This window comes from Sphaerisporangium sp. NPDC049003 (assembly GCF_043197795.1).
GTDB lineage: Bacteria > Actinomycetota > Actinomycetes > Streptosporangiales > Streptosporangiaceae > Sphaerisporangium.
The window spans coordinates 54,663-77,392 of record NZ_JBICTU010000033.1 but is presented as its reverse complement, the minus strand read 5'-3'; the positions used below and the strand labels follow the sequence as shown (position 1 = coordinate 77,392).

At 68.6% G+C, this 22,730-nt stretch carries 21 protein-coding genes; 10 read left to right on the top strand and 11 right to left on the bottom strand.

What is annotated here, in order from left to right:
- Window positions 1-263: 263 nt before the first annotated feature.
- Both ACGFIV_RS30420 and ACGFIV_RS30415 read right to left on the bottom strand, forming a co-directional pair.
- Window positions 264-884 carry a DUF6879 family protein gene (locus ACGFIV_RS30420; RefSeq protein ID WP_392838352.1) on the bottom strand — a complete coding sequence of 207 codons (621 nt, stop codon included), beginning with the start codon at window positions 882-884 and terminating at the stop codon, window positions 264-266.
- Window positions 877-1,146: a hypothetical protein gene (locus ACGFIV_RS30415; protein WP_358552246.1), complete on the bottom strand. Its 270-nt coding sequence runs from the start codon at window positions 1,144-1,146 to the stop codon at window positions 877-879. The genes ACGFIV_RS30420 and ACGFIV_RS30415 overlap by 8 nt, the downstream gene beginning before the upstream one ends.
- 284 nt (window positions 1,147-1,430) lie before the next feature.
- Between ACGFIV_RS30415 and ACGFIV_RS30410 the strand changes: the two genes are divergently transcribed.
- The 7 genes from ACGFIV_RS30410 to ACGFIV_RS30380 all read left to right on the top strand — a co-directional run bounded on the left by ACGFIV_RS30410 (window position 1,431) and on the right by ACGFIV_RS30380 (window position 8,845).
- Entirely contained in the window at window positions 1,431-2,123 is a 693-nt protein-coding gene (locus ACGFIV_RS30410; protein ID WP_358552244.1) for a response regulator transcription factor, read from the top strand.
- Entirely contained in the window at window positions 2,120-3,793 is a 1,674-nt protein-coding gene (locus tag ACGFIV_RS30405) for a sensor histidine kinase (protein WP_392838351.1), read from the top strand. Before ACGFIV_RS30410 ends, ACGFIV_RS30405 begins: the two co-directional genes overlap by 4 nt.
- A 41-nt stretch (window positions 3,794-3,834) precedes the next feature.
- Window positions 3,835-4,380, top strand: coding sequence for a hypothetical protein (locus ACGFIV_RS30400; protein WP_358552241.1), 546 nt, complete (start codon window positions 3,835-3,837; stop codon window positions 4,378-4,380).
- 29 nt (window positions 4,381-4,409) lie between these two features.
- A complete protein-coding gene (locus ACGFIV_RS30395; RefSeq protein ID WP_358552239.1) occupies window positions 4,410-5,495 on the top strand; it encodes a peptidoglycan-binding protein in 1,086 nt (361 codons plus the stop codon).
- Window positions 5,495-6,175: an ABC transporter ATP-binding protein gene (locus tag ACGFIV_RS30390; protein ID WP_358552272.1), complete on the top strand. Its 681-nt coding sequence runs from the start codon at window positions 5,495-5,497 to the stop codon at window positions 6,173-6,175. Before ACGFIV_RS30395 ends, ACGFIV_RS30390 begins: the two co-directional genes overlap by 1 nt.
- A 64-nt stretch (window positions 6,176-6,239) precedes the next feature.
- The gene (locus ACGFIV_RS30385) at window positions 6,240-7,454 is read left to right on the top strand and encodes an ABC transporter permease (RefSeq protein ID WP_358552237.1); all 1,215 of its coding nucleotides are present in this window, start codon (window positions 6,240-6,242) and stop codon (window positions 7,452-7,454) included.
- A gap of 236 nt (window positions 7,455-7,690) precedes the next feature.
- Entirely contained in the window at window positions 7,691-8,845 is a 1,155-nt protein-coding gene (locus ACGFIV_RS30380; RefSeq protein WP_392838350.1) for a methyltransferase, read from the top strand.
- Window positions 8,846-8,865: 20 nt separating this feature from the next.
- Here the strand turns inward: ACGFIV_RS30380 and ACGFIV_RS30375 are convergent, their stop codons facing one another.
- Window positions 8,866-9,531 carry a hypothetical protein gene (locus ACGFIV_RS30375; RefSeq protein WP_392838349.1) on the bottom strand — a complete coding sequence of 222 codons (666 nt, stop codon included), beginning with the start codon at window positions 9,529-9,531 and terminating at the stop codon, window positions 8,866-8,868.
- Window positions 9,532-9,703: 172 nt separating this feature from the next.
- Between ACGFIV_RS30375 and ACGFIV_RS30370 the strand changes: the two genes are divergently transcribed.
- The 3 genes from ACGFIV_RS30370 to ACGFIV_RS30360 all read left to right on the top strand — a co-directional run bounded on the left by ACGFIV_RS30370 (window position 9,704) and on the right by ACGFIV_RS30360 (window position 14,225).
- The gene (locus ACGFIV_RS30370) at window positions 9,704-10,909 is read left to right on the top strand and encodes a HupE/UreJ family protein (protein ID WP_392838348.1); all 1,206 of its coding nucleotides are present in this window, start codon (window positions 9,704-9,706) and stop codon (window positions 10,907-10,909) included.
- 118 nt (window positions 10,910-11,027) lie between these two features.
- Window positions 11,028-13,004, top strand: a complete 1,977-nt coding sequence (locus tag ACGFIV_RS30365) for a fibronectin type III domain-containing protein (protein ID WP_392838347.1) — start codon at window positions 11,028-11,030, stop codon at window positions 13,002-13,004.
- A gap of 141 nt (window positions 13,005-13,145) precedes the next feature.
- Window positions 13,146-14,225, top strand: coding sequence for a WxL protein peptidoglycan domain-containing protein (locus ACGFIV_RS30360; RefSeq protein WP_392838346.1), 1,080 nt, complete (start codon window positions 13,146-13,148; stop codon window positions 14,223-14,225).
- Between the two features lie 50 nt (window positions 14,226-14,275).
- Here the strand turns inward: ACGFIV_RS30360 and ACGFIV_RS30355 are convergent, their stop codons facing one another.
- From ACGFIV_RS30355 to ACGFIV_RS30320, 8 genes are all read right to left on the bottom strand, one after another.
- On the bottom strand, window positions 14,276-16,570 hold the full coding sequence (locus tag ACGFIV_RS30355; RefSeq protein WP_392838345.1) for an Orn/Lys/Arg decarboxylase N-terminal domain-containing protein: 2,295 nt from the start codon (window positions 16,568-16,570) through the stop codon (window positions 14,276-14,278).
- 249 nt (window positions 16,571-16,819) lie between these two features.
- The gene (locus ACGFIV_RS30350) at window positions 16,820-18,289 is read right to left on the bottom strand and encodes an ATP-binding protein (RefSeq protein WP_392838344.1); all 1,470 of its coding nucleotides are present in this window, start codon (window positions 18,287-18,289) and stop codon (window positions 16,820-16,822) included.
- A 189-nt stretch (window positions 18,290-18,478) separates the two neighbouring features.
- A complete protein-coding gene (locus ACGFIV_RS30345) occupies window positions 18,479-19,369 on the bottom strand; it encodes a hypothetical protein (RefSeq protein WP_392838353.1) in 891 nt (296 codons plus the stop codon).
- Window positions 19,370-19,489: 120 nt separating this feature from the next.
- Window positions 19,490-20,365, bottom strand: a complete 876-nt coding sequence (locus ACGFIV_RS30340; protein ID WP_358552213.1) for a DUF3037 domain-containing protein — start codon at window positions 20,363-20,365, stop codon at window positions 19,490-19,492.
- Window positions 20,366-20,474: 109 nt separating this feature from the next.
- The gene (locus ACGFIV_RS30335) at window positions 20,475-20,735 is read right to left on the bottom strand and encodes a hypothetical protein (protein ID WP_392838354.1); all 261 of its coding nucleotides are present in this window, start codon (window positions 20,733-20,735) and stop codon (window positions 20,475-20,477) included.
- On the bottom strand, window positions 20,633-21,217 hold the full coding sequence (locus ACGFIV_RS30330; protein WP_392838343.1) for a HipA family kinase: 585 nt from the start codon (window positions 21,215-21,217) through the stop codon (window positions 20,633-20,635). Before ACGFIV_RS30330 ends, ACGFIV_RS30335 begins: the two co-directional genes overlap by 103 nt.
- A 183-nt stretch (window positions 21,218-21,400) precedes the next feature.
- Window positions 21,401-22,048: an HAD family hydrolase gene (locus tag ACGFIV_RS30325; RefSeq protein ID WP_392838342.1), complete on the bottom strand. Its 648-nt coding sequence runs from the start codon at window positions 22,046-22,048 to the stop codon at window positions 21,401-21,403.
- Window positions 22,049-22,167: 119 nt separating this feature from the next.
- On the bottom strand, window positions 22,168-22,638 hold the full coding sequence (locus ACGFIV_RS30320) for an ATP-binding protein (RefSeq protein WP_392838341.1): 471 nt from the start codon (window positions 22,636-22,638) through the stop codon (window positions 22,168-22,170).
- Between the last annotated feature and the right edge of the window lie 92 nt (window positions 22,639-22,730).

Below are 22,730 nucleotides of genomic sequence, written 5' to 3'. Positions count from 1 at the left end.
CGACACGCGGGGTGGTCCCATCACTGGCAACCGGGTGGTCCCATGCTCGTGGCAGAAAACCACCCTCGGTGGTCCCATAAGCCTGGCCGGCGACACGCCATCGTCGAGCACATCGAGCGCGAGAGGGGACAGCGCTACCAGCGCTACCGCTAGAAGCACGAGCAGGACTGTCAGGACGGGAACGAGTCGACTCATGGAAGGTGGACCTGTTAGCGGTCTGAGCCTTGCTGGGAGCTGACGAGTCTGGGCGGTCATGCCGCCTTTCATACCCCCTGGCGTGCGGGTGGGGGAAGGTATCTGATCTTCCTCGGGAAGTATCGGCGGATGTCTTCTCCGCGTTCCCAATGGGCGCTGATCTCGCGGCGGCAGGTGTGGATGAGATCGAGATCGGTGAACTTGCGCGCGCCGACCAGAACACCGTCTGTGTACTGGATGTCGTACATGACCGGGCTTGTCGAGCGGTCGCCCAGCACCACGACCTCCGGCAGTACGCTCCGCGTCTCCAGGTGCGAGATGGTCTCGGCGGGGAGGATTCGTATCTGCTCACCCAGCTCTGCCCAGATGGCGAGCAGGTGTAGCTCCCACTGGAGGTACGGTGTCGGTGGCTCGCAGATGAATCGGATTCGTCGTTGTACGATGCCGTGGCGGTCGAGCTCGCGCTGATGCTCCATCCTTCCGGCACGCATCTCCTCAGCGAGCCTCAGAGACTTCTTCCACTCGCCTTCTGCCATCGCCACCCAACTGGGCGAGGAAGGCTCCTTGAAAGTGACCTGCCTCTCCAGCTTCCACGTCACGTCGGCCTTCCAGAAATTGTCCTGGAAGTCGCTCTTGTAGGCGCCGAGATCGAGGTCCTGCGCTGGAAGGCGGCTGAGCTGGTCAAGCATCTGGGATATCCGGCTTCGCGCTGGTGAGAAGGTGTCGTGGAATCATGACGAGGCGCTCGTCCGCGCGAATGGTCACGTCACTGGGAAGCCTGCCCGCATAGCTCGCTGTGACGTCACGTCCGACCACGGCTATGTCTCCGTTCTCCATCTCCCAGATGTCGGGGCAGCCGTCGGTGTTGGCCGTGCTTCCCAGCTCGCGCATCGACTTGCCGATTCTACGCAGGAATTTCGTTCCGGTCTCCGCTTCCCATGGCGTGTTCATGCGTCGCGCCTTCCCATTATGGGCACCTTTGCAGTTATAGCGTCACACGGGCCGTAATTTGCGTCAATGTTATCGAATCATCGCTCATATATAGCAGGCCGTAACCGCTCTTTGAGTTCGTTCCGGTGCCCAGGGCGCGTCGGATTCCTGGTCGTGGCCTATGGAGGCGACGGCGGAGTGTGCCCGGCTGAGCGTTCCTTCCCGCGACTCAGGGGGATGGGCGAGGCGGGTGGATCTGCTTGCTTTGAGCTGGCGTTGAGGTAGTTCGGGTAGACGTAGAGGTTATGGACCGGCCCGACAGGGTTCTCGTCGTTGACGATGAGCCGAACATCCTCGCTCTGCTGTCGCAGACCCTGCGCCTGGTGTCGTTCGAGGTGAAGACGGCGGAGTGCGGGACCGACGCGTTGAGGGCAGCGGCGGCGTTCGATCCGGACATCGTCGTCCTCGATGTGATGCTGCCCGATCTGGATGGTTTCGAGGTGGCGCGCCGGCTCGGTGAGGTGCCCGTACTCTTCCTGACCGCGCGGGACACCGTGGAGGACCGCGTCCAGGGGCTGAGCCTCGGCGCGGACGACTACGTCACCAAGCCGTTCAGCCTGGAGGAGGTGGTCCTGCGGATCAAGGCCATCCTGCGCAGGAGCCGGGCGGCCGGGCCGTCCACGGACCACCTGCTCAGGTACGCCGACGTGGAGCTGGACGCGGACGCGCACGAGGTGCGGCGCGGCGGTGTCCCGGTGGACCTGTCGCCGACCGAGTTCAACCTGCTGGCTTACCTGCTCACCAACGCCGGACGGGTGGTGAGCAAGACGCAGATCCTCGACAGCGTCTGGCGCTACGACTTCGGCGGGGACTCCAGCATCGTCGAGTCCTACGTCTACTACCTGCGCAAGAAGATCGACCGCTGGGATCCGCCGCTGATCCACACCGTACGAGGCGTCGGCTACACGCTCAAGCTGCCGCGAAAGGGTGACGCGTGAGGTCGTTCGCACAAGAGCTCGGGCGGCGGTTGCGGCGGCCGGGGCGCTGGACGTTGCGGGCCCGGCTCGTGGTGGCGGCGGTGGCGCTGACCGCGGTCGCGCTGGTGCTGTCCAACGTGGTGGGCCTGAGCCTGCTGCGCAACTACCTGGTCGCCCGGCTGGACGATCAGCTCGACGCCACCGCCTCGCCGGCCACGACCGGGCTCGTGATGCTGCCCGAGCAGGGCCTGCCGTTCCCGATGTCCGGATCGACGGAGAAGGGGCGGATCCAGATCCAGGTGTCCGAGAAGGAGATCGTCCAACAGATGATCGGCGACAGGAGGTTCTATCTCTTCACCTCGGACGGGAAGCTGGCCGCGGAGATTCGAGGTGCCCTCCCCAACAGGCCGGAGCTCGGTTCCTTCGATGAGATTCAGAGGGGCAAGCCCTACACCGTGCCAGGCACGGACGGGCCGTCCTGGCGGGTGAAGGCGATGGAGCTCCCCGGCGGTGAGATCGTCGTGGTGGCGGCGTCGCTGGCCGAGATCGAGGCGACGCAGCGGTGGCTGATGGCCATCGACGCCGCGGTCATGGCGGTGGTGCTGCTCCTGCTCGGCCTGGCCGCCGCCGCCCTCGTACGGCTCGGCATGCGCCCCCTGACGCGGATGGAGGAGACGGCCGCGCAGATCACCGAGGGCGACTTCAGCCGCCGGGTGCCCGAGACCGCCCCGCACACCGAGCCGGGCCGTCTCGGGGTCGCGATGAACGTGATGCTCGACCGGGTCGAGTCGGAGATCGCCGCGCGCATCGAGTCCGAGGCGCGGATGCGCCGGTTCCTCGCCGACGCGTCGCACGAACTGCGGACCCCGCTGACCTCGGTGCAGGGCTTCGCCGAGCTCTACCGCAGGGGCGGCACCCCGCCGGGGCCGCCCATGGACGAGACCATGCGCAGGATCGAGGACGAGGCCACCCGCATGGGCCTGCTCGTCAACGACCTGCTCGTGCTGGCGCATCTGGACGAGGAACGTCCCCTCGACACCCATCCCGTGGACCTGCTGGAGATCGCGGTCGAGACGGTCCGCGACGCGCGTGCCCGGCTCCCCGAGCGGCGGATACGGCTCACCGGGCTCGGCTCCGCGCTGAGCCCCGTCATGGTGCTGGGCGACGACGCCCGGCTGCGGCAGGTGGCGGCCAACCTGGTGACCAACGCGCTCGTCCATACCCCGCCGGACGCGGAGATCACCGTCCGGGTGGGCGCCGGAAGGGCCACCGCCTCACCGGCCGCCGCGGTCGGTGACGCGACGCACCAGCTCATGGGAGTGCTGGAGGTGTGCGACACCGGCCCGGGGATACCCGAGGACCACGCCCCGCGCGTTTTCGAACGGCTCTACAGGGTCAGCCAGAGCCGCTCGCGCGCCGAGGGCGGGGCGGGGCTCGGGCTCGCCATCGTGGCCGGGATCGTCAGGGCGCACGACGGGCGCGTCGAGCTCGCGACATCCCAAGGCGACGGTGCGACATCCCAAGGCGACGGTGCGACCTCCCGAGAAGACGTTGGGACCTCCCGAGAAGACCATGCGACCTCTCAAGGCGACCTTGCGAGCTCCCGAGAAGACGTTGCGACCTCCCAGCGAGAGGGCGCCGTTTTCCGGGTGCTGCTTCCGCTGGTGGATTCCGAGGTTCCTCCGAGGTAGCTCAGGGGTCGCTCCGATCCGCGCTCGGCAGCATTCGGGCCATGAGAAGAACACTTGTAGCGGTGGCGTTCCTCGCGCTGGCCGCCGGATGCGGACAGCCGGCCACCTCCGGTGGGGTGGCTTCGGTGCAGGGCACGAAGTCCCCCTCCTCGACCGGCGCCTCCCCGACCGCCTCGGTCGACCCCCAGGAACAGGCCAGGCAATTCGCCCAGTGCATGCGGGACCACGGCATCGACATGGCCGACCCCGAGCCGGGCATGGGTGGCGGCGTCAAGATCGAGGTGCCCAAGGCTGACCAGGCCAAGGCGGACAAGGCGATGGAGGACTGCCGCAGCAAGACCTCGTTCGGTGAGAAGGGGCCCGAGATGACGCCCGAGCGGCAGGAACAGATGCGTGCCTTCACCCAGTGCATGCGGGACAACGGCGTCGACATGCCCGACCCGGACTTCGCCCACGGCGGTGGCATCATGATCGGCGGCCCCGACAGCAAGGTCCAGCCGGACGACCCGACGTTCAAGAAGGCCCAGGAGGCCTGCCGCGACAAGCTGGGCCCCCAAGGCGGGTCTGTCAGTGTCACGGGGTCCTGAGGGTGAGTGACACGCGCACGGAGCGGCCCGTGAGCGCGACGGGCGAACCGGAGGCGCCCCCGCGGCGGCGGCGCGGGCGGGGCAGGAAGGTCGCGGTGGCCGTGGGGTGCGGAGCGGTGCTCGCCGCCTCGGTGGCGGCCGCGATCGGCGTGGGGGGCGACGTCGGCACGCCCGTCGCCCAGCGGACGCCCCCGGCGACGGCCCAGGTCACCCGTACCACTCTGACCGAGACCGAGACGGTCGACGGCACCCTCGGCTACGGCGACACCGCCACCGTCTCGGCCACCTCCCGCCAGGGCACGATCACCTGGCTGCCGGCCGCCGGCGCCGTCGTCACCCGGGGCCGGGCCGCCTACAGCGTGGACGCCGACCGGGTCCCGCTCCTGTACGGGAGCATGCCCCTCTACCGCACCCTGCAGAACGGGGTCGAGGGCAAGGACGTCAGGCTGCTGGAGACCAACCTGGCCAAGCTCGGCTACGACGGCTTCACCGTGGACGACGAGTTCACCTGGACCACCCGCGAAGCTGTGAAGCGGTGGCAGGAGGACATAGGCGTCCCGGTCACCGGCCGGGTCGAACCCGGCGCCGTCGTCGTCCACGACGGCGCGTTCCGGGTCTCCGAGCTCAAGACCTCGCTCGGCGCCACCGCCGGCGGCCCCGTGCTGACCTACACCGGTACGACCCGTCAGGTCACCGTCCCGCTGGACGTCGCCGACCGGCATCTGGTCAAGAAGGGGATGAAGGCGACCGTGGAACTGCCGGACGGCTCCACCGTCCCGGGCACCATCAAGAAGATCGGCAGAGTGGCCACCGAGCACTCCACCCAGAACGAGACCACGACCACGGTCGAGATGGTCGTCTCCATCCGCGCCGGCAAGAAGCTCGACACCTACGACACCGCCCCTGTCGACGTCGAGATCGTCTCGGCGCGGCGGAAGAACGTGCTCGTCGTGCCGGTCAACGCCTTGCTCGCGCTGGCCGAGGGCGGGTACGGCGTTCAGGTCGTGGAGGGCCCGGCCACCCGCTATGCGGCGGTGAGGACGGGCATGTTCGCCGACGGCAAGGTGGAGGTCACCGGGGTCGACGAGGGCGCGACCGTGGTGGTGCCCAAGTGATCGTCTCCCTCAGCGAGGTCAGCAAGCTCTACGCCGGGGAGGTGGCGGCCCTGCGCGGGGCCACGATGGAGATCGGGTACGGCGAACTGGTCGGCATCGTGGGCCCGTCCGGCTCCGGCAAGTCCACGATGCTGAACATGATCGGCACCCTCGACCGGCCATCGGGCGGCACCGTGCGCATCGCGGGCCACGACGTGGCGACGCTCACCGACCGTGAGCTGTCGGCGCTGCGCGCGAGCACGATCGGCTTCGTCTTCCAGCAGTTCCACCTCACCGCCGGGGTGCCGGTGCTGGACAACGTCGCCGACGGGCTCCTCTACTCCGGCGTCCCCCTCAAGCGGAGGCGCAGGATGGCGACGGAGATACTGCACAGGGTCGGCCTCGGGCACCGCCTCGACCACCGGCCGCACGAGCTGTCCGGTGGCGAGCGGCAGCGGGTGGCCATCGCCCGCGCCGTGGTCGGCGACCCCGAGCTGCTCCTCGCCGACGAACCCACCGGCAACCTCGACTCCAGATCGGGTGGCGCCGTGATGGCCCTGCTCCGCGACCTCCACCAGGCCGGCACCACCGTCGTGATCATCACGCACGACCGGGACATCGCGGCGGCCCTGCCGAGGCAGATCGAGATGCTGGACGGCCGCGTCGTCCACGACTCCCGGGCCGGCCGGGTGCCGGCATGATGACCGTCGCAGTCCAGGCCGGGCGGATGCCCCTCAGCTCACAGACCAGGCGAGGGACGGCATGGTGACCATCTCCAAGGAGCGTACGCGGCTGACGCCCACCCGCCTCGGCCCGCGCGACGTGCTCAGGGTCGGCGGGGCGGGGCTGCGGTCACGGCCGCTGCGGGTGTTCCTCTCCGCACTCGGCATCGCGATCGGCATCGCCGCGATGCTGGGCGTGGTCGGCATCTCCGCCTCCAGCCAGGAGGACCTCAACCGGCAGCTCTCCGCGCTCGGCACCAACCTGCTCACCATCTCACCGGGTAACTCCATGTTCGGTGAGGGGTCCCACCTGCCCTCCGAGTCGGAGAGCATGATCGGCCAGATCGGCCCGGTGACGTCGGTGACCGCGACCGGGACCACCAGCGCCAAGGTCTACCGCAACGACCACATACCGGAGTCCCAGTCCGGTGGCATCGGGGTCCAGGCCGCCCGCCTCAACCTGCTCACGGACGTCGGGGCGACGGTCGTCAGCGGCACCTGGCTCAACGGGGCCACCCACCGCTACCCGGCGGTGGTCCTCGGGTCGAGGGCGGCCGACCGGCTCGGCGTCGCCCAGGCGGGACCCGAGCAGCGGGTCTGGCTCGGAGGCCAGTGGTTCACCGTCGTCGGTGTGCTAGCCCCGGTGCCCCTGGCCCCCGAGCTCGACACCTCCGCCCTGGTCGGCTGGCCGGTGGCCGAGGAACGGCTCGACTTCGACGGCTACCCGACGACCGTCTACACCCGTGCCGAGGAGGAGCACGTGGTCGAGGTGCGGGACGTGCTGGCCGCCTCCGCCAACCCCGAGCACCCCGACGAGGTCAACGTCTCCCGTCCTTCCGACGTGCTCGCCGCCAAGCAGGCCACCGACGCGACGCTCAACGCGCTGCTGCTGGGCCTCGGTGGCGTCGCGCTCCTGGTCGGCGGGGTCGGCGTGGCAAACACCATGGTCATCTCCGTGCTGGAGCGGCGCGCGGAGATCGGCCTCCGCCGCTCCCTGGGTGCCACCCGGGGGCAGATCCGGCTGCAGTTCCTGGCCGAGTCGCAACTGCTGTCGGCCCTTGGCGGCATCGGGGGAGTGGTCCTCGGCATCGGCGTGACCATCGCCTACGCCTCCTCCCAGGGCTGGCCGTCGATCATCCCTGCCTGGGCGATGGTCGGCGGCGTGGTCGCGACGCTGATCATCGGCGGCATCGCCGGCTTCTACCCGGCGGTCCGCGCCGCCCGCATGCCCCCGACCGAGGCCCTCGCCACCCCTTGAGGACCTGTACGGCCTGCCCGGCGGCCCGCCGGGCAGGCCGTACTGCGGGTTCTCTGCCAGGAGGCCCCTTCTTCGAGGCCCTCGGGTGACCTCATCGGGGAGGTCCGTGGAATGGACGGGGCCCACTCCACGGACCTCCCCTCGCGGGCGAAGCAGGTTGGGACCACTCCGCGATCGGCGCCTGGCGGGTGAGGATGTGACGAGCGCGTCGCGCGACTCGCTAGCCTTGAGGTGCGATGAACCGTTTGACGACGTCGAGAGGTGAGTTCGACCTCACGCGCTTCCCCGAGGACCCCCGTGACCCGCTTCGCGCCTGGGACGCCGCCGACGAATACCTGCTGCGGGCCCTCGACGGAATCGACGGCGGACCGACAGACCTGTCGGGCACCGTGGTCGTGCTGGGCGACCGGTGGGGCGCCCTGGTCACCGCGCTCGCCGATCACCGCCCCGTGCAGGTCGGCGACTCCTTCCTCGGCCAGGAGGCGACCCTGGCGAACCTGGAGCGCAACGGGGTCGCCACGGACGCGGTGCGCCTCCGTACGACCAGGGACGCGCCACCGGACCGCATCGACGTGCTGCTCATCCGAGTGCCCAAGAGCCTCGCGCTCCTTGAGGACCAGTTGCACCGCCTCGCCCCCCACCTGCACCCGGGCACCGTGGTCATCGGCGCGGGGATGGTCACCGAGATCCACACCTCGACGCTGAAGCTGTTCGAACGGATCCTCGGGCCGACCAGGACATCGCTGGCGGTCAGGAAGGCCCGGCTGATCTTCTGCTCACCGGACCCTTCGCTCCCCCCGAGCACCAACCCATGGCCGCGGAGCTACGCGCTGCCCACCGGCATCGGAGCCGTCTCGGGTCTGACCGTCACCAACCACGCGGGCATCTTCTGCGCCGACCGCCTCGACGTCGGCACCCGCTTCTTCCTGCGGAACCTGCCGCAGCGCCGTGGACGCGAACACGTCGTGGACCTCGGCTGCGGCAACGGGGTGACCGGGCTCGCCGCGGCACTGACCAACAGCGAAGCCCAGGTGACCTTCATCGACGAGTCCTATCAGGCGCTGGCTTCGGCCGAGGCCACGTTCCGGGCGAACGTGGACGCGAGCACAACCGCCGCGTTCCTGGAGGCGGACGGCATGTCGGACGTACCGGCGGGGACGGTCGACCTGGTGCTGAACAACCCGCCGTTCCACGCGCACCGCGCGACGACCGACGCGACGGCCTGGCGCATGTTCAACGGGTCACGCGCCGCACTCCGCCGAGGCGGCGAGCTGTGGGTGGTCGGCAACCGGCATCTCGGCTACCACGCGAAGCTGCGCCGGCTCTTCGGCAACTGCGAGGTCGCCGCGAGCGACCCCAGGTTCGTCGTGCTGAGAGCCGTCAAGCGCTGACCGCACCCGCTCCGCCGGAGCTAGTCGAGCCAGATCACGATGCCGGTCAGGTCGTTGAGCACGGCCGCGACGCCCGCCCTGATGGCGGCCGCGCAGCGCACGGTGGTGAACGAGTCGGGGTCGTACGTCGAGGACATGCCGAGCCCTTCGCCACGGAACGACGCACCGGCCCAGTCGACCGCGGTGACGTTGTGGGTGGGCTCGGCCAGTTCCGCGCCCACGACGAGGAACCGCTGTGACAGGTGGCTCGGGGTGACCAGCGTGAGGGGGTCGACGAGGTCGTTGCCCGCGCTGACGATGAGGTCCGGGCCCATCTCAAGGGCCCTGATGATGCTGGGAACGAGGTCGGACGCGTCGTCGGCGACCACCGTTCTGAGGTCGACGCGCTCCTCCTCGGCCCAGTCCTCGACCGCCGTCACGAGGGCCTTGGTCGGGCGGTCGTCACCCGCGGTGAGCAGCACCACGCGGTAGCCCTTCGACGGGTGGACCCCGGCCCAGGTGCCGGGCCGCGGCGTGAGGGTCGCCTCCGGGTGGGGCGGGGCGGAGGAGTCGGTGAACCCCGGGCCGAGAGTGCCGACGGCGGCGGGCTTGGGATGCGGCCGCGACCAGTCGTCGCCGAGGTTGCATCCGGTGACCAGCGCGGCGGCCAAGGCCAGCGCGGCGACGGCCCGAAGCGGGGGGCGCAAGACGATCGTCCTCCGAGTGGTGGCGGATGGTGCGCGTACATCCTCCTATCCCAGTTCATGCCGCTTTCAAGCTCTGAGGGTAGTTCTGGGGTCTTTTATTCCGGGGTTCGCCGGTGAGTCGGCTCCTGTTCACCCGTGGCGTGCAACGTGCTCTGGCTACTGAAGGAGTCACATGTCAAAACGGGTCCGCCATACCGTCGCCGTGATCACTGCGGCGGTGATCGTCTTGCTGGGTGCAGGGCCGGCGCTCGCCCACGGGTTCACGTCGACCGTGTACGTCCACCTCACCGCGGGCGACGGGGGTCACGTACGTACGATGCTGGAGCTCGAATACGACCTCTTCGTCGTGTCCGCCGCCGACTACGAGGACGACGATCCCCTCTTCAAGGCGGGAACCGCCGCGTTCGACGCCCGTGACACCGACGGACAGGCCGCGGCGCTCAACACCCATGCGGAGTCGGCCGTCACGTATGTCACCGAGCGATTCTCGGTCACCTCGGACGGCAAGGCCTGCACGCCGACACGGGCAGGCGACTTCACGATGAGCGAGCGGGAGGGCGTGCCGTACGCCGATCTGCTGCTCGACTGGACCTGTCCTGCGCCGGGCGACGGTCACGAGGTGCGTAGCGAGCTGTTCCCCGACGCGGAGAAGTACGTCACCGGCACCAAGACGATCGTCACCTACAAGATCGACGACCGCTCGGGCAGTGCCGCGCTCGACGCCGATCACCCATCCTTCTCGACCGGTCAGTCGTGGTACGAGCGGTTCTGGGAGTTCTTCCGCCTGGGCGCCGAGCACCTACTGAGCGGGATCGACCACATCCTGTTCCTGCTGGCGCTCATCGCCGGGTCACGGCGCCTGCGTGAGATCGTGCTCGCGGCCACGAGTTTCACCCTGGCGCACTCGGTGACGTTCATGCTCGCCGCCCTCGGTCTGGTCCATGTGCCCGCGAGGGTGGTCGAGCCCGTCATCGCGCTGTCGATCGCCGCGGTCGCCGGCTGGCATCTGTGGCGGATCTGGCGGCGCGGGGGCCACGCCGCCGACCTCAAGACCGAGGGACACGGTCACTTCAGCCTGGACCGTGCGGGCTGGACCCGCCTCGGGGTCGTGTTCTGCTTCGGCCTCGTACACGGCCTGGGCTTCGCGGGCGCGCTGGGGATCGACGAGGCGTGGTCGTGGACCCTGCTGTGGTCCTTGCTGGTGTTCAACGTCGGCATCGAGGTCGTGCAGCTGGCGATCATCGCCGTCGTCTTCCCACTGCTGGCCGTGCTGCGTCACCGTGCGCCGACGGCCGGCCTCTGGGCGACGGGCGTGATTTCTCTGGGCGTGTCCGTCATGGGGCTGGTCTGGTTCGTACAACGGGTGTTCGGGGGCTGAACGCGCAGATCTTCTGGGAATCTCCACCAACCCGCCGGACCGCATTCACGGTCGCTTCACCGAGTGGCGAAACCTTGAGGGCCGCTTCTCCGCATCTTGTGCGAAAAAGGACGTAAACATGACATTGGGCACCTTGACGCAGTCCCCCGGCCCCGTGCGGCGCCGCGTGGCCGCGGGGGCCGTAGCGGCATTCCTGGGCTTGGCCGCGATCGTCGGCGGCGGTCTGGCATCCCCCGCCAGCGCTGCCGACACCACCACACTCACCGGCATCATCCTCGGCGTGGGCGCCAACGAGTCCCAGCGCACCGTGACGTGGTACTCCTCGGCCGACACCGCACAGAAGGTCCAGCTCGCCCCGACCGCGGCGCTCGTCAACGGCGAGTTCCCCGCCGGCGCCGCCACCTTCGACGCCATCGGCAAGGCGAACATCGCCACCAGCGGCGGCTTCAACCGCCACGCGACGATCACCAGCCTGAAGGAGCACACGACGTACTCCTACCGCGTCGGCACCGAGGACAACTGGTCCCCGGCGTACTCCTTCAAGACGCAGGACTTCGAGGGCGACTACGACTTCCTGTTCTTCGGCGACCCGCAGATCGGCTCGTCCGGCGACGTGGCGAAGGACCAGGCCGGTTGGCAGGACACCCTGGACGTCGCGCTCGCGGCGAACCCGGACTCCGAGCTGCTGGTGTCGGGCGGTGACCAGGTCGAGACCGCCAACACCGAGTCCCAGTGGAACGCCTTCCTCGCACCAGACAAGCTGCGGCAGTACCCGTGGGCCGCCACCATCGGTAACCACGACGTCGGCGGCAAGGCCTACGAGCAGCACCTGTTCACCCCGAACACCGACAACTCGGGCCCGCTGTACGCCAACGGAAACCCGGCGTCCAACACGTCCGGCGGTAACTACTGGTACATCTACAAGGATGTGCTGTACATCGACATCAACAGCAACAGCTACGCCACCTCCCAGGGTGGTGGCGGTGACGCGGCGCACCTCGCCTACGTGACCGACGTCATCAACCAGCACGGTGGCGAGGCCAAGTGGAAGGTGCTCGTCTTCCACCACGCGATCTACTCGCCGGCCAGCCACGCCAAGGACTCCGACGCCAAGGTGCGTCGCGTCGACCTCCCGACCACCTTCTCCAAGCTCGGTGTCGACCTGGTGCTGCAGGGCCACGACCACGCCTACTCCCGCAGCTACCTGATCAAGAACAGCCAGAAGGCGGACCCGGCTGAGAAGCCCGGCACAGCCGACGTCTACGCCGGTCCCGGCGGCGTGCTCTACGTGACGGCGAACTCGGCCTCGGGCTCGAAGTACTACGACATCACGGCTCCCGACAGCAGCGCCACCAGTGGCGCCGGCAACGGCGCCGACCCCCTGAACCCGACCAGCTACTGGTACAACTCGGTCCAGAACCAGGAGCACGTCCGCTCCTACGTCAAGGTCCAGGTGCGCAACGACAAACTCGTCGTCGAGAACGTCCGCAGCGGCACCTGCGCGGCTCCGAACGCGGCGGTGGAGAAGGGCCTCCCCTGCTCCAACACCCCCGGCGGTCAGCCGGTCGGCTCGATCGTCGACAAGGTCACCGTGCACCCGTACCACGGCGACGGCCAGACCCTCCAGGTCAACGTGCCCGACGCCGCTCCGGGTGAGTTCGGCTGGACGATCGACGGCCAGAACGGCCTGGTGGACCTCGGCACCGCGAAGGACAACAACGGCGACTACTTCGGGGCGACCGGCCAGATCAACCCGCTCATCGTGTCGGACAGCCGCCGCTCGCTCGCCCCGTGGTCGATCTCGGCCAGCGTGGGTGACTTCCAGGACGCCGGCAAGAAGTTCTCCGGCGCCTACCTCGGCTGGACACCGCGCGTCCTCCAGGACGGCGCCGGTGCTCAGGCCAGCGGGTCGGTGCCCTCCGCCTACGACGACCGTGGCCAGGGCCTGTCCGTCTCGCGCGGCCTCGGCTGGGCCAGCCAGGGCCACCCCAAGGGCACGGCCAAGCTGGGCGCCGACCTGGACCTGAAGATGCCGGGCAGCGTCCAGAAGGGTGCTTACCGCACCACCCTCACGATCACTGCGCTGAGCAGCTGACCGGACCTGTTCTCCCTGGCGGGGTAGGCGCCTTCTGGTGCCCACCCCGCCACTCGTTCCATCCGCCCCACCCGCCGCTCGCCCACTCGCCGCACGCCCGCCGCTCGTTCCAGCCGCCCAAGATCGCCCGAGGACCCTGAGATGCACGCGCCCGTAACGCGCAGGAAGACCACCGCCGCCGCCCTCGTTCGCACCGCCGCCCTGGCCCTGCTCGCCGCCTTCGCTGTCACCGGCGTGTCCGCCGGCCCCGCTCTGGCGGAGGACGGCAACGTCACCTGGACGGTCAGGACGGACTCGAACAGCTACGGCGCCGATCGGTCCAGCTTCAGCCATGCCGTCAACCCCGGTGGACTGGTCAAGGACGCCATGGTCGTCGCCAACCGCGGCAAGGCTCCGCTCAAACTCGCCGTCTACGCCGCCGACGGCTTCACCACCGACACGGGCCAGCTCGACCTCCTCCTCAAGGACAAGAAGTCCGTCGGAATCGGCGCCTGGGTCCACGCCGACCGCGACAGCGTCACGATCCCGCCCGGGCAGACCGTCAAGGTCCCCTTCACGGTCACCGTTCCGGGCAACGCCACACCCGGCGACTACGTGGGCGGCATCCTCACCTCCCTGACGCAGCCCGGCGGAACCGAGAGCGTCAACGTGGACCGGCGCCTCGGTATCCGGGTCAAGCTGCGGGTCAGCGGCGAGCTCAAGCCGATCCTCGCGATCGAGAACCTCCACGTCGACTACGCCGGCTCAGGCAACCCGTTCGCCAAGGGTGACGCCACCGTCAGCTACAGCGTCCACAACACCGGCAACGCCATCCTGTCGGCCCAGCAGACGGTGGCGGTCTCGGGCCCGTTCGGGTGGCTGGGGACCGAAGCGGGCAAGATCGCCTCGCCGCCTGAGCTGCTCCCGGGCGAGAGCTGGAAGGTGACGGTGCCCGTCCACGGCGTGGCACCCGGAGTCAGGCTGGCCGCGACCACGACCCTCATGCCCCTGCTCACCGACGCGTCGGGCTCCACCACCTCGCTTGATCCGGTCCGAGCCACGACGGACGGCTGGGCCGTACCGTGGACGCTGTTCCTGCTGGTCGTCGTCCTGATCGCTGTCATCTCCGTGGCGCTCGTTCTCGCGCGCCGCAGGCGCGCACGGCGCAAGCTGCGTGAGGACGCCCGCGTACGGGACGCCGTCGAGCAGGCGCTCCGCGACCAGAAGACGCAGGCGCACTGATCACCCGCCCACCTCGACGAGTGCACCTGTTCGTATTCATCCCAAGTGGATCAGGCCGACATGACTTCTATCCAGTAGCGGCCGGCGGGGTCCCGATGGGCTCCGTGGATGTCGGTGGCTAGGTCGGGGAACGCCCGGTCGAAGTCCTCCAGCGCTCGCAGGTACCTCATCAGGGGTCCGTCAGCGGGCCCGGTCGCCTCCCCTGGCATCAGCATCGGGATCCCGGGGGGCGTGACCACGACCGTGGTGGCGGCGATACGGCCGGGCAGGCCGGCGAGCGGGACACGTTCGGTGCGCGATCGGATCATCGCCTGGTAACAGTCGGCCGGGGTCATCACCGGCTCGGGAAGGCTGGTGAAGACCTGGTCGAGCAGCGTGCCGGCACCGGAGTCGCGCAGCCTGTCGTGGGCCTGCGCGCAGAACCGCCGCAGCGAGGTGGAGCCGGGCGCGGGAGAGCCGCTGGACGGCCTCAGGGCGCTCGGCTCAGGTGAGGTCGCGGACGGCCCGAAGCCGGGCAGCACCTCCGCGAGGGGCAGGTCGTCGTCGTAGGCGTTCTTGAAGTCGGTGAGCGCGTCGATCAGGGTGCCCCATTTGCCCTTGGTGACGCCCATCGAGAACAGCACCAGCAAGGTGTGGTCGCCGGTCTTCTCGACCACGATGCCGCGCCGCTCCAGGTAGGCGGCCACGATGCGGGCGGGAATGCCCCAATCGAGGGTCCCCGCGGCGGCGTCCGCGCCAGGGCAGGTGATCGTCACCTTGACCGGGTCCAGCAGGCAGTAACCCTCGGCGAGCCCGTCGAACCCGTGCCAGGCGGCGCCGGGCTCCAGCGTCCAGCATGCGGGCTCGCCGCACAGCAGGGCCAGGTCCGCCTCGGCGAACGGGACGGTCAGGCCGGTGCGCGGGTCGGTGACCGAGGGGGGTTGCCAGACGCCGAAGAACCAGTCCGGCCGCCGCCCGTCGTCGCGGATGCGGGCGGCCAGTCGCACCATCGCCTGCCGGAAGCGGACCGCCTCGGTGATCGCCTCCCCGGTGAGGAACCGCCCGGACGGGCCGTCCATCATCGCCGCCGCCACGTCCAGCGAGGCGATCACCGGGTAGAGCGGCGAGGTGGAGGCGTGCATCAGGTACGTCTCGTTGAGCCGGTCGTAGTCCACGGGCGCCCGCTCGGCTGGGCGGACGTGCAGCATCGCCGACTGTGAAAGCGCCGCCAGGAGCTTGTGGGTGGACTGCGTGGCGAACACGGTCGGCCGGTCAGGACCCGGCAGCGTCCCCTCGTCGACCGCCATGCCGTACCGGCGGGCGTAAAGCGGATGGAACCGGCCGTAGGCGAACCACGCCTCGTCGAAGTGCAGCCGGGGGACGCTGCCGCTCAGCAACTCGCCGACCCGTACCGCGTCGTAGCAAAGCCCGTCGTACGTCGAGTTGGTGATCACCGCGTAGGTGGGCTCCCCAGCGGCGAGGGGATGGCCGCGCAGGCGCTCACGCACCGCGCCGGCCTCCAGGGCGGCCGGCGGGACCGGCCCCGCCAGCCCGAGCCCGTTGCGTTCGGGCACCAGGTAGACCGGACGGGCACCGGTGATGGTGAGCGCGTGCTGGATCGACTTGTGGCAGTTGCGGTCGACCAGCACCGTGTCGTCGCGGGCGATCGCGTGGTGCCCGACGACGCGGTTCGCGGTGGAGTTACCGTTGACCACGAAGAACGTGCGGTCGGCGCCGAAAACACGGGCGGCGTTGCGCTCGGCGTCCCCGATCGGGCCCGTGTGCTCCAGGGGCGAGCCCAGCTCGGTGACGGAGATCGACAGGTCGGTGCGCAGCAGCCGCTCACCATAGAAGTCGAAGAACGCCCGTCCCACCGGCGACTTCAGGAACGCCACTCCTCCAGCGTGTGCCGGGGTGTGCCACGAGTACTGATGGTGGTCCTCCAGACGCCGGAGCGCGCCGAAGAACGGCGGAAGGATCTTCTCGGCGTAGCGATCGGCCGCGTGGGCGATCCGCCCGGCGATGAAGCGCGGAGTGTCCTCCAGCGGGAAGACGTAGCCGTGGATCACCTCGTACACCCACAGCGGGAGCTCCTGTTCCGAGGTCATCAGGAAGACCGGCAGGCCGCGGAACCGCTTGGCCACCGCCCCCAGGAGCTCCTCGGCACCCGGCGCCTCCCACGCCGCCAGCACCGCCGTCAGCGACGCGTCCGAGCCGACCACCGCCAGCGCGTCCTCGGCCCGATGCGTCCAGCGCACCTGTATCCCGAACTCATCCATCGACGCACACACCCGGCGCAACTGCTCAGCGAGCGCCGTATCGGCATCAGACCGCTCCGTGACAGCGGCAAGGACAGTTCGCTCCATACGACACTCCATGGTCGGGGGACTGTGCAGCTCTGCTATCAGCTTGCCTCACCATCACCCTCTGTAGCTGTATGGTGACCAAACCGACACCGAACGCGCCCCAGCGACAACGGACGCCCTATCTGATGCGGCCGTCGGATAGGCGGGGAGCTTCCGCGGCGCCGCCGAGGAGACTGCGCGGATCAGGAGACTCGCAGGCCGGTGCTTCAGGGGGTGAGGGGTCAGAGCATCACTGATCGCCTCTGTGCTTCACGCACCTGTGTAAAGCCGGCCCATGTCGACAAGTTGAACGGCGGCGTCGTGCCGGGCCACGGCGCGGAGGTCGTCACTGAAGCCGGCGCCGCTGAACAGGAGCAGCCGTGTGCGCTCGGCGTTGACGCCTTCGCGGGCGCGGAGCAGGCCGCGGATCTGGTCGAGCCGGCGCAAGTGTCCGAGGCCCATGATGTCGTTCCACTTGCATTCGCCGATGGCGAGGAGTCGCTCGCGGCCGGTCTCGTCCTGGCCGAAGGCCGCGACATCGACCTCGTGAGCTGTCCGGTTGGCCGAGTCGGGGACGGTACCGCTGGCCACGTTCGACGGGAAGCCGCCTATGGTTCCGGAGTCGCAGTACCAGCGAGTCCACTCGCGGCAGATGCGCTCGAAGTGAGGTCCCACGACCTTGCTGCGGAAGGTCGGTTGCAGCCGACGCCAGACGTCCGGTGCACGGCCTGGACGTTCCAGATCGCCCCAGGCAGGCCGCATGACGGCGTGGTAGAAGGCGAGAAGGGGCTCGGCGATCCGGTAGGCGGAGCGGTTCCGGCGGAAGGCGTCCTGCTCGTGGGTGATCATGCCGACGTCCTGGAGGACGGCGAGCGGGTGGGCCAGATCCGTCGACTTGCGGCCGAGGTAGGAGGCGATGCCGCCGCGGTTGTGGTTGCCGTCGGCGATCGCCGCCAGCACGGAGTGGTAGAGCGCGGTGTCATGAAGCTCGGGTTCTTCGGCGAGCAGGTAGCGGCCTTCGCGGAAGAGCGGGCGGCCGGGGTTGAGGACGGCACGGACGACCCAGGAGTCGAAGTCGTCGGCGTCGGCGGGGGTGTCACCCTGGGTGAATTCACGGCGGTAGGCGGGGGTGCCGCCCACGACGGCGTTGGTCAGCGCGGCGGTGCGCGGGTCGGCGATCTCCCAGAACCGGGCGGCGAGGCGGAAGTCGAGGGTGGGCACGACCAGTTCAAGTCCGGCGCGGCCGCGCAGCGGCGCGTTGCCGGACAGGATGCGCCCCATGAAGGACAGGGCGGACCCGCATAGAAGCAGGCGGACGGGAGTGTTGTCGCGCTGGGCGGTGGGATCCAGAGCGCGTTGGATGATGGAGGGCAGGGCTGGGGAGGCCTTGGCGAGGAACGGGAACTCGTCGATGACCGCGACGGTGGGCCCGGTGGCGGCGATGCGCAGGAGCCGAGCCACGGCTTCGTCCCAGTTGGCGAAGCGGAACGGACCGGGCTCGCCGACGTGCGCGGCCAGCGCGTCCCCGAACTGCCGCAGCGCGTCGGCCTCGGTGGTCTCGGTGCCGGTGAACATGAAGCCGCCGGTCGCAGTGGTGAGCGCGTCGAGCAGAAAGGTCTTCCCCTGCCGGCGACGCCCGGAGACCACCCCAAGGGTCGCCTTGGGGGCCGAGTAAGCAGCGAAGCGACTCAGCTCCGCCCACTCGAAGTCCCGATCGAACATCCCACTGGGCTTGTCCACGCACGCCCCCCTCCAACTATGAATAATCACAGCTACTATAGCTGGACTTATACAAGAGGTGCTGGTGCCAGGCCGCCGACCGAGGACGTCCCGACCCTATGCGTGATCAGCTCAGCAGGTGCCTCGATACTCCAGGAACCGTGGACCGGCGCCTCGGCATCCGGGTCAAACTGCGGGTCAGCGGCGAGCTCAAGCCGGTCGCTGCTGGTCGTCGTGCTGATCGCCGTCATCGCCGTGGCGTTCCTCGTCCTGCGCCGCAGGCGCGCACGGCGCAAGCTGCGTGAGGACGCCCGCGTACGGGACGCCGTCGCGCAGGCGCTCCGCGACCAGAAGACCCAGACGCGCTGACCACCGACACGGCCGAGCGTGTTCTACCGGCCGGGGCTCCAGGGGCTTCGTCCCGAGTGGATCAGGCCGTTCTATCCAGTGACGCCCGGCGGGGTCCCGATGGGCCCGCTCGGCGGGGCGGACGTGCAGCATCGCCCCCTGCGAAAGCGCCGCCAGGAGCTTGTGGATGGACTGCGTGGCGAACACGGTCGGACGGTCCGGACCCGGCAGCGTCCCCTCGTCGACCGCCATGCCGTACCGGCGGGCGTAAAGCGGGTGGAACCGGCCGTAGGCGAACCACGCCTCGTCGAAGTGCAGCCGGGGGACGCTGCCGCTCAGCAACGCGCCGACCCGTACCGCGTCGTAGCACAGCCCGTCGTACGTCGAGTTGGTGATCACCGCGTAGGTCGGCTCCCCTGCGGCGAGGGGATGACCGCGCAGGCGCTCACGCACCGCGCCGGCTCCCAGGGCGGCCGGGGGGACCGGCCCCGCCAGCCCGAGCCCGTTGCGCTCGGGCACCAGGTAGACCGGACGGGCGCCGGTGATGGTGAGCGCGAGCTGGATCGACTTGTGGCAGTTGCGGTCGACCAGCACCGTGTTGTCGCGGGCGTTCGCGTGGTGCCCGACGACGCGGTTCGCGGTGGAGTTACCGTTGACCACGAAGAACGTACGGTCGGCGCCGAAGACGCATCGGGGGCGCGGCTTCGGGAGCGTTCGGCCAACGGGGACCGCCGATCCGGCGGCCGGCCTTATGGCTACCGCGCGTTGTCCTGCTCGGGCTCACCTTTTCGGAGATCAAGAGGCTCCGCCTTGACGACCTCGATGCCAAGGCCGCCGCAGGTCAGCTGCTATCCACGTCGATACGCGTGCGGTTCAGAGCAGCCTCCGGACGAGGGCCGCCGCCTGGGCGCTTACAGCGCCAACGTCTTCCACGGAATGAACATCGGCGCCCAGAGCACGGAAGACCTGCTCTGCCTCTTCGTAGGTTGCCTCCTGTTGAGGCGTCTCTGGCGTTGCGATCACCACTTGCAGGTCGACGTCCCGGGCGACTTCACTCGATCGGCCTTGAGCGTCCAGCATCCGAGCTTGATCGCCGCGACGCAGGCGTTCGAGTGCGAAACCCCAGGCTTTCACCTGCGTGAGGAGTCTCTCCACCCCGGCGACTCGGAAGGACCAGCCTTGTGCCAGTTGTACGGCTTTGCCGTTGGCGATGGCTATGTCGATGGTGGAGTGCAGCTTGTCGCCGATGAATACGTCAGATTTAGGTCTTAGAAGGTGTGCTGGTATATCAGCCTGCTGATAGGCCTTTCGGAGATCCTGCACGACTCGATCTTTGCCGACGGTGACCTGCCGTGGTTGCGTCGCAGGATCGATGATCATTCGGTCGAAGATGACATCCAGGGCTGCTTCCGCGTGCCCAGCGACGATGGTGGCCGGTGGACTGAGCTGCACGATATTTCGATGATCATGATGGAGTTGGAGCAGCCAGTCATCGGCGAAAGGGTGGCTACCCTCCGTTTCCAGCACCTCGCGCGCCTCAGCCACTTCACTGCTCAGCCGGACCAAGAATCGGTCGGTAACGTCGATGGCCGTAGGTAGCGCGAACCTTTTGATCCGTTCAGTGTTGCTCAGGCGCCGGACGGCCCAGTCGCCCGTGTTCGGGTCACCGGCAATAGCACCGACGTTCACAAACTCCCCAGTGCGCGGATCAGGGAGACAGCGAACGATCGAGTAGATGTATCTGCTCACTGGTTTTTCACACTCCCTTCAGACCAGCGCTCGAAGACGATGTGCCACAGCAGGTGCTCGATATCTCCAGGAACCAACCGAGCGTCGCCAAAGCTTCGTCGCTCACAGGTCACGATGCTGGCACGGCACGCAGGATGTTGACGAGAGCATCACGATCTATCGTCTCAAAGGCCTTGGCAACAGCCTCAACCGCCTCTGGAGCCAACCCCTCCGGCGCATCCGGCAGCACGTTCGGTTCGTCAGCGGACAGTTTGAGAATCTCGTCGTCTATGACGCCGTGGCTGGGAGGGAAGTACAGGGCATGATCATGCGAGTAGATCGATCGGTCATCGTCGAGGTCATACAGCCACTGGGCGTCATCCCATAGCACCAGTCGTGCAGAGCGTACAGCCCGACGTGCCGGACGTGATTGTGATCCTGGTCGCGGTATGCGAGGTGATGGCGCTGCTCGTCAGCGTGCTCCAGGGCCTTGCTGGCGTGGGCGATGCCCGGAATAAGAGGGATGCCGGGACGGATTTCGTCGCCCGTGAACTCCTCGGGTATTCGGATCAAGGTGCTGTCACACACCGGTGCCCCGACCAGCTTGCCTACTTTGCCCACGATGTACTCGATGGCGATTGATCCCCGCGCCCAGTCTCGTCGGCAGGACTCCAAGGTCTTGACGAAGTAGTCATTCCCGTCGTCGGCGACGGCTCGGAAGGGGCTGGCCCAGCTTTGCCCGCCAGGGGTAACGACTGCGACCAAGCGAAGGGCATCGTAGTCGTCGGTGCGTCCGCGTACCAGGCCGCGCCAGTCAGCAAGTTCGACCAAGACCGCCTCCGTTCGCTCCCCGCTCGTCCACGGCGGCAGCATAACGGGCCATGAGCGCGTACGGCGGCTGGTTGTTTTCCAAGAAGAATGATTCTGAAATTTATGCCTAAATGTGCAATTTGCCGTCACGAAAGGGTGCAACTGGAACGGCGATCCACAAGAGAGCTTCGAGGAAGATCGTGAATCCCCCTCACGCCGTAGCGGGTGCATCCTTGGAAAGAGCAATCAGCCCAGCTGGGCGAGAAGCATGGAGAGCTCGGTGAGCGAGTCGATCCGCCAGTCTGCCGCATCACGGACCGTGGGGTCCTCGGCCCACAGATGTCCCCAGGGGCCTCGGCGGATGAAGGCGGTCCGCAGGCCGGCAGCCTTCGCCGGGATGATGTCGTTGTCGCGGTGATCACCCACGTACACGATTTCGCCCGGCTCGCCCGGAGCTATCTCGATGACGCGGGCGAAGAAGCCAGGATCCGGCTTCGCGACCCCCCACTCCGCGGAGGTAGCGATCTGGTCGACGGGCAGTTCAAGGTCCCGCAGCAGCTTCGCCGCCCGTGCGGTCTGGTTCCCCGCGATCCCTATCCATAGCCCGGCCTCGCGCAGTGTGGACAACGCGGGGCGCGCGTCCGGATAGAGATCCTCCTCCTCAATCTGCTCGCCCTGCCCGGCTTCCTCGCGAAGCGCGCGTTCAAGGTGCAGGTCGAACCCGGGGCGGAAGTACTCGAAGGTCTCCGCGTTGTTCCGCCCCTCCGCCGTGACCGCTCCCAGGACCGCGGAGAAGGTATGCCTGGGCACGCCGATCCAGTCTGCCCACGCGCCGAACTCCCGGCTGTCGTCCAGCAGCGTCTCCCCGACGTCGAAGACCACAGACACGATCATGTCGCCAGCCTACGCAGTTGGCGCGTCGCCATTGAAGTGCCCATTCGTCTGCTCGGCTGAACCGCATGATCGAGCTCTGGTCACGAACGGCTCGTCGTGTGGCGGGAGTTGGCGTGATCTCATCCGGCGATTCTGATCCGTACGGCCTCGGGTGCGGGGAGGAGGCATCTGACCTGCTTGCCGATGGGGGTGAGGGCGACGTCCCAGCCGGGGGCGAGCGCGTCGAGCAGCCACAGGCCGCGCCCGGACTCGGCCTGGTCGTCGTCGGGAGCGGTGTTCGAGCGGACGGGCAGGCGGGCCGGGTTGGGGTCATGGACCTTGACCCAGATGCCCTTGTCGTCCTGCTCGACCTCGACGACGACCGGCGCCCAGTTCCCGCAGGCCCGTACGGCGTTGCCGATCAGCTCGGACGCGATCAGCCGGGCCGATTCGGCGGTCTCGGTATCGACCCCGACAGCGGCCAGGACCTTGAGCGTCACCTCCCGCACGGCCCGCAGGTTCTCCTCACACACATTCATGTGCACGACGAACCCACCCGGCCTGACCGCCAGATAGAACCCCAACGCCGCTGTCGCCTGCTCGTCCGTCATGGTGGCCCTCCTGTACGCGGGCGCGGCTCCGCGAATCATCCGATTGTGTCACTTAGTGCAGCAAGGTTGCTACTGAGTGTGACATTGGCTTT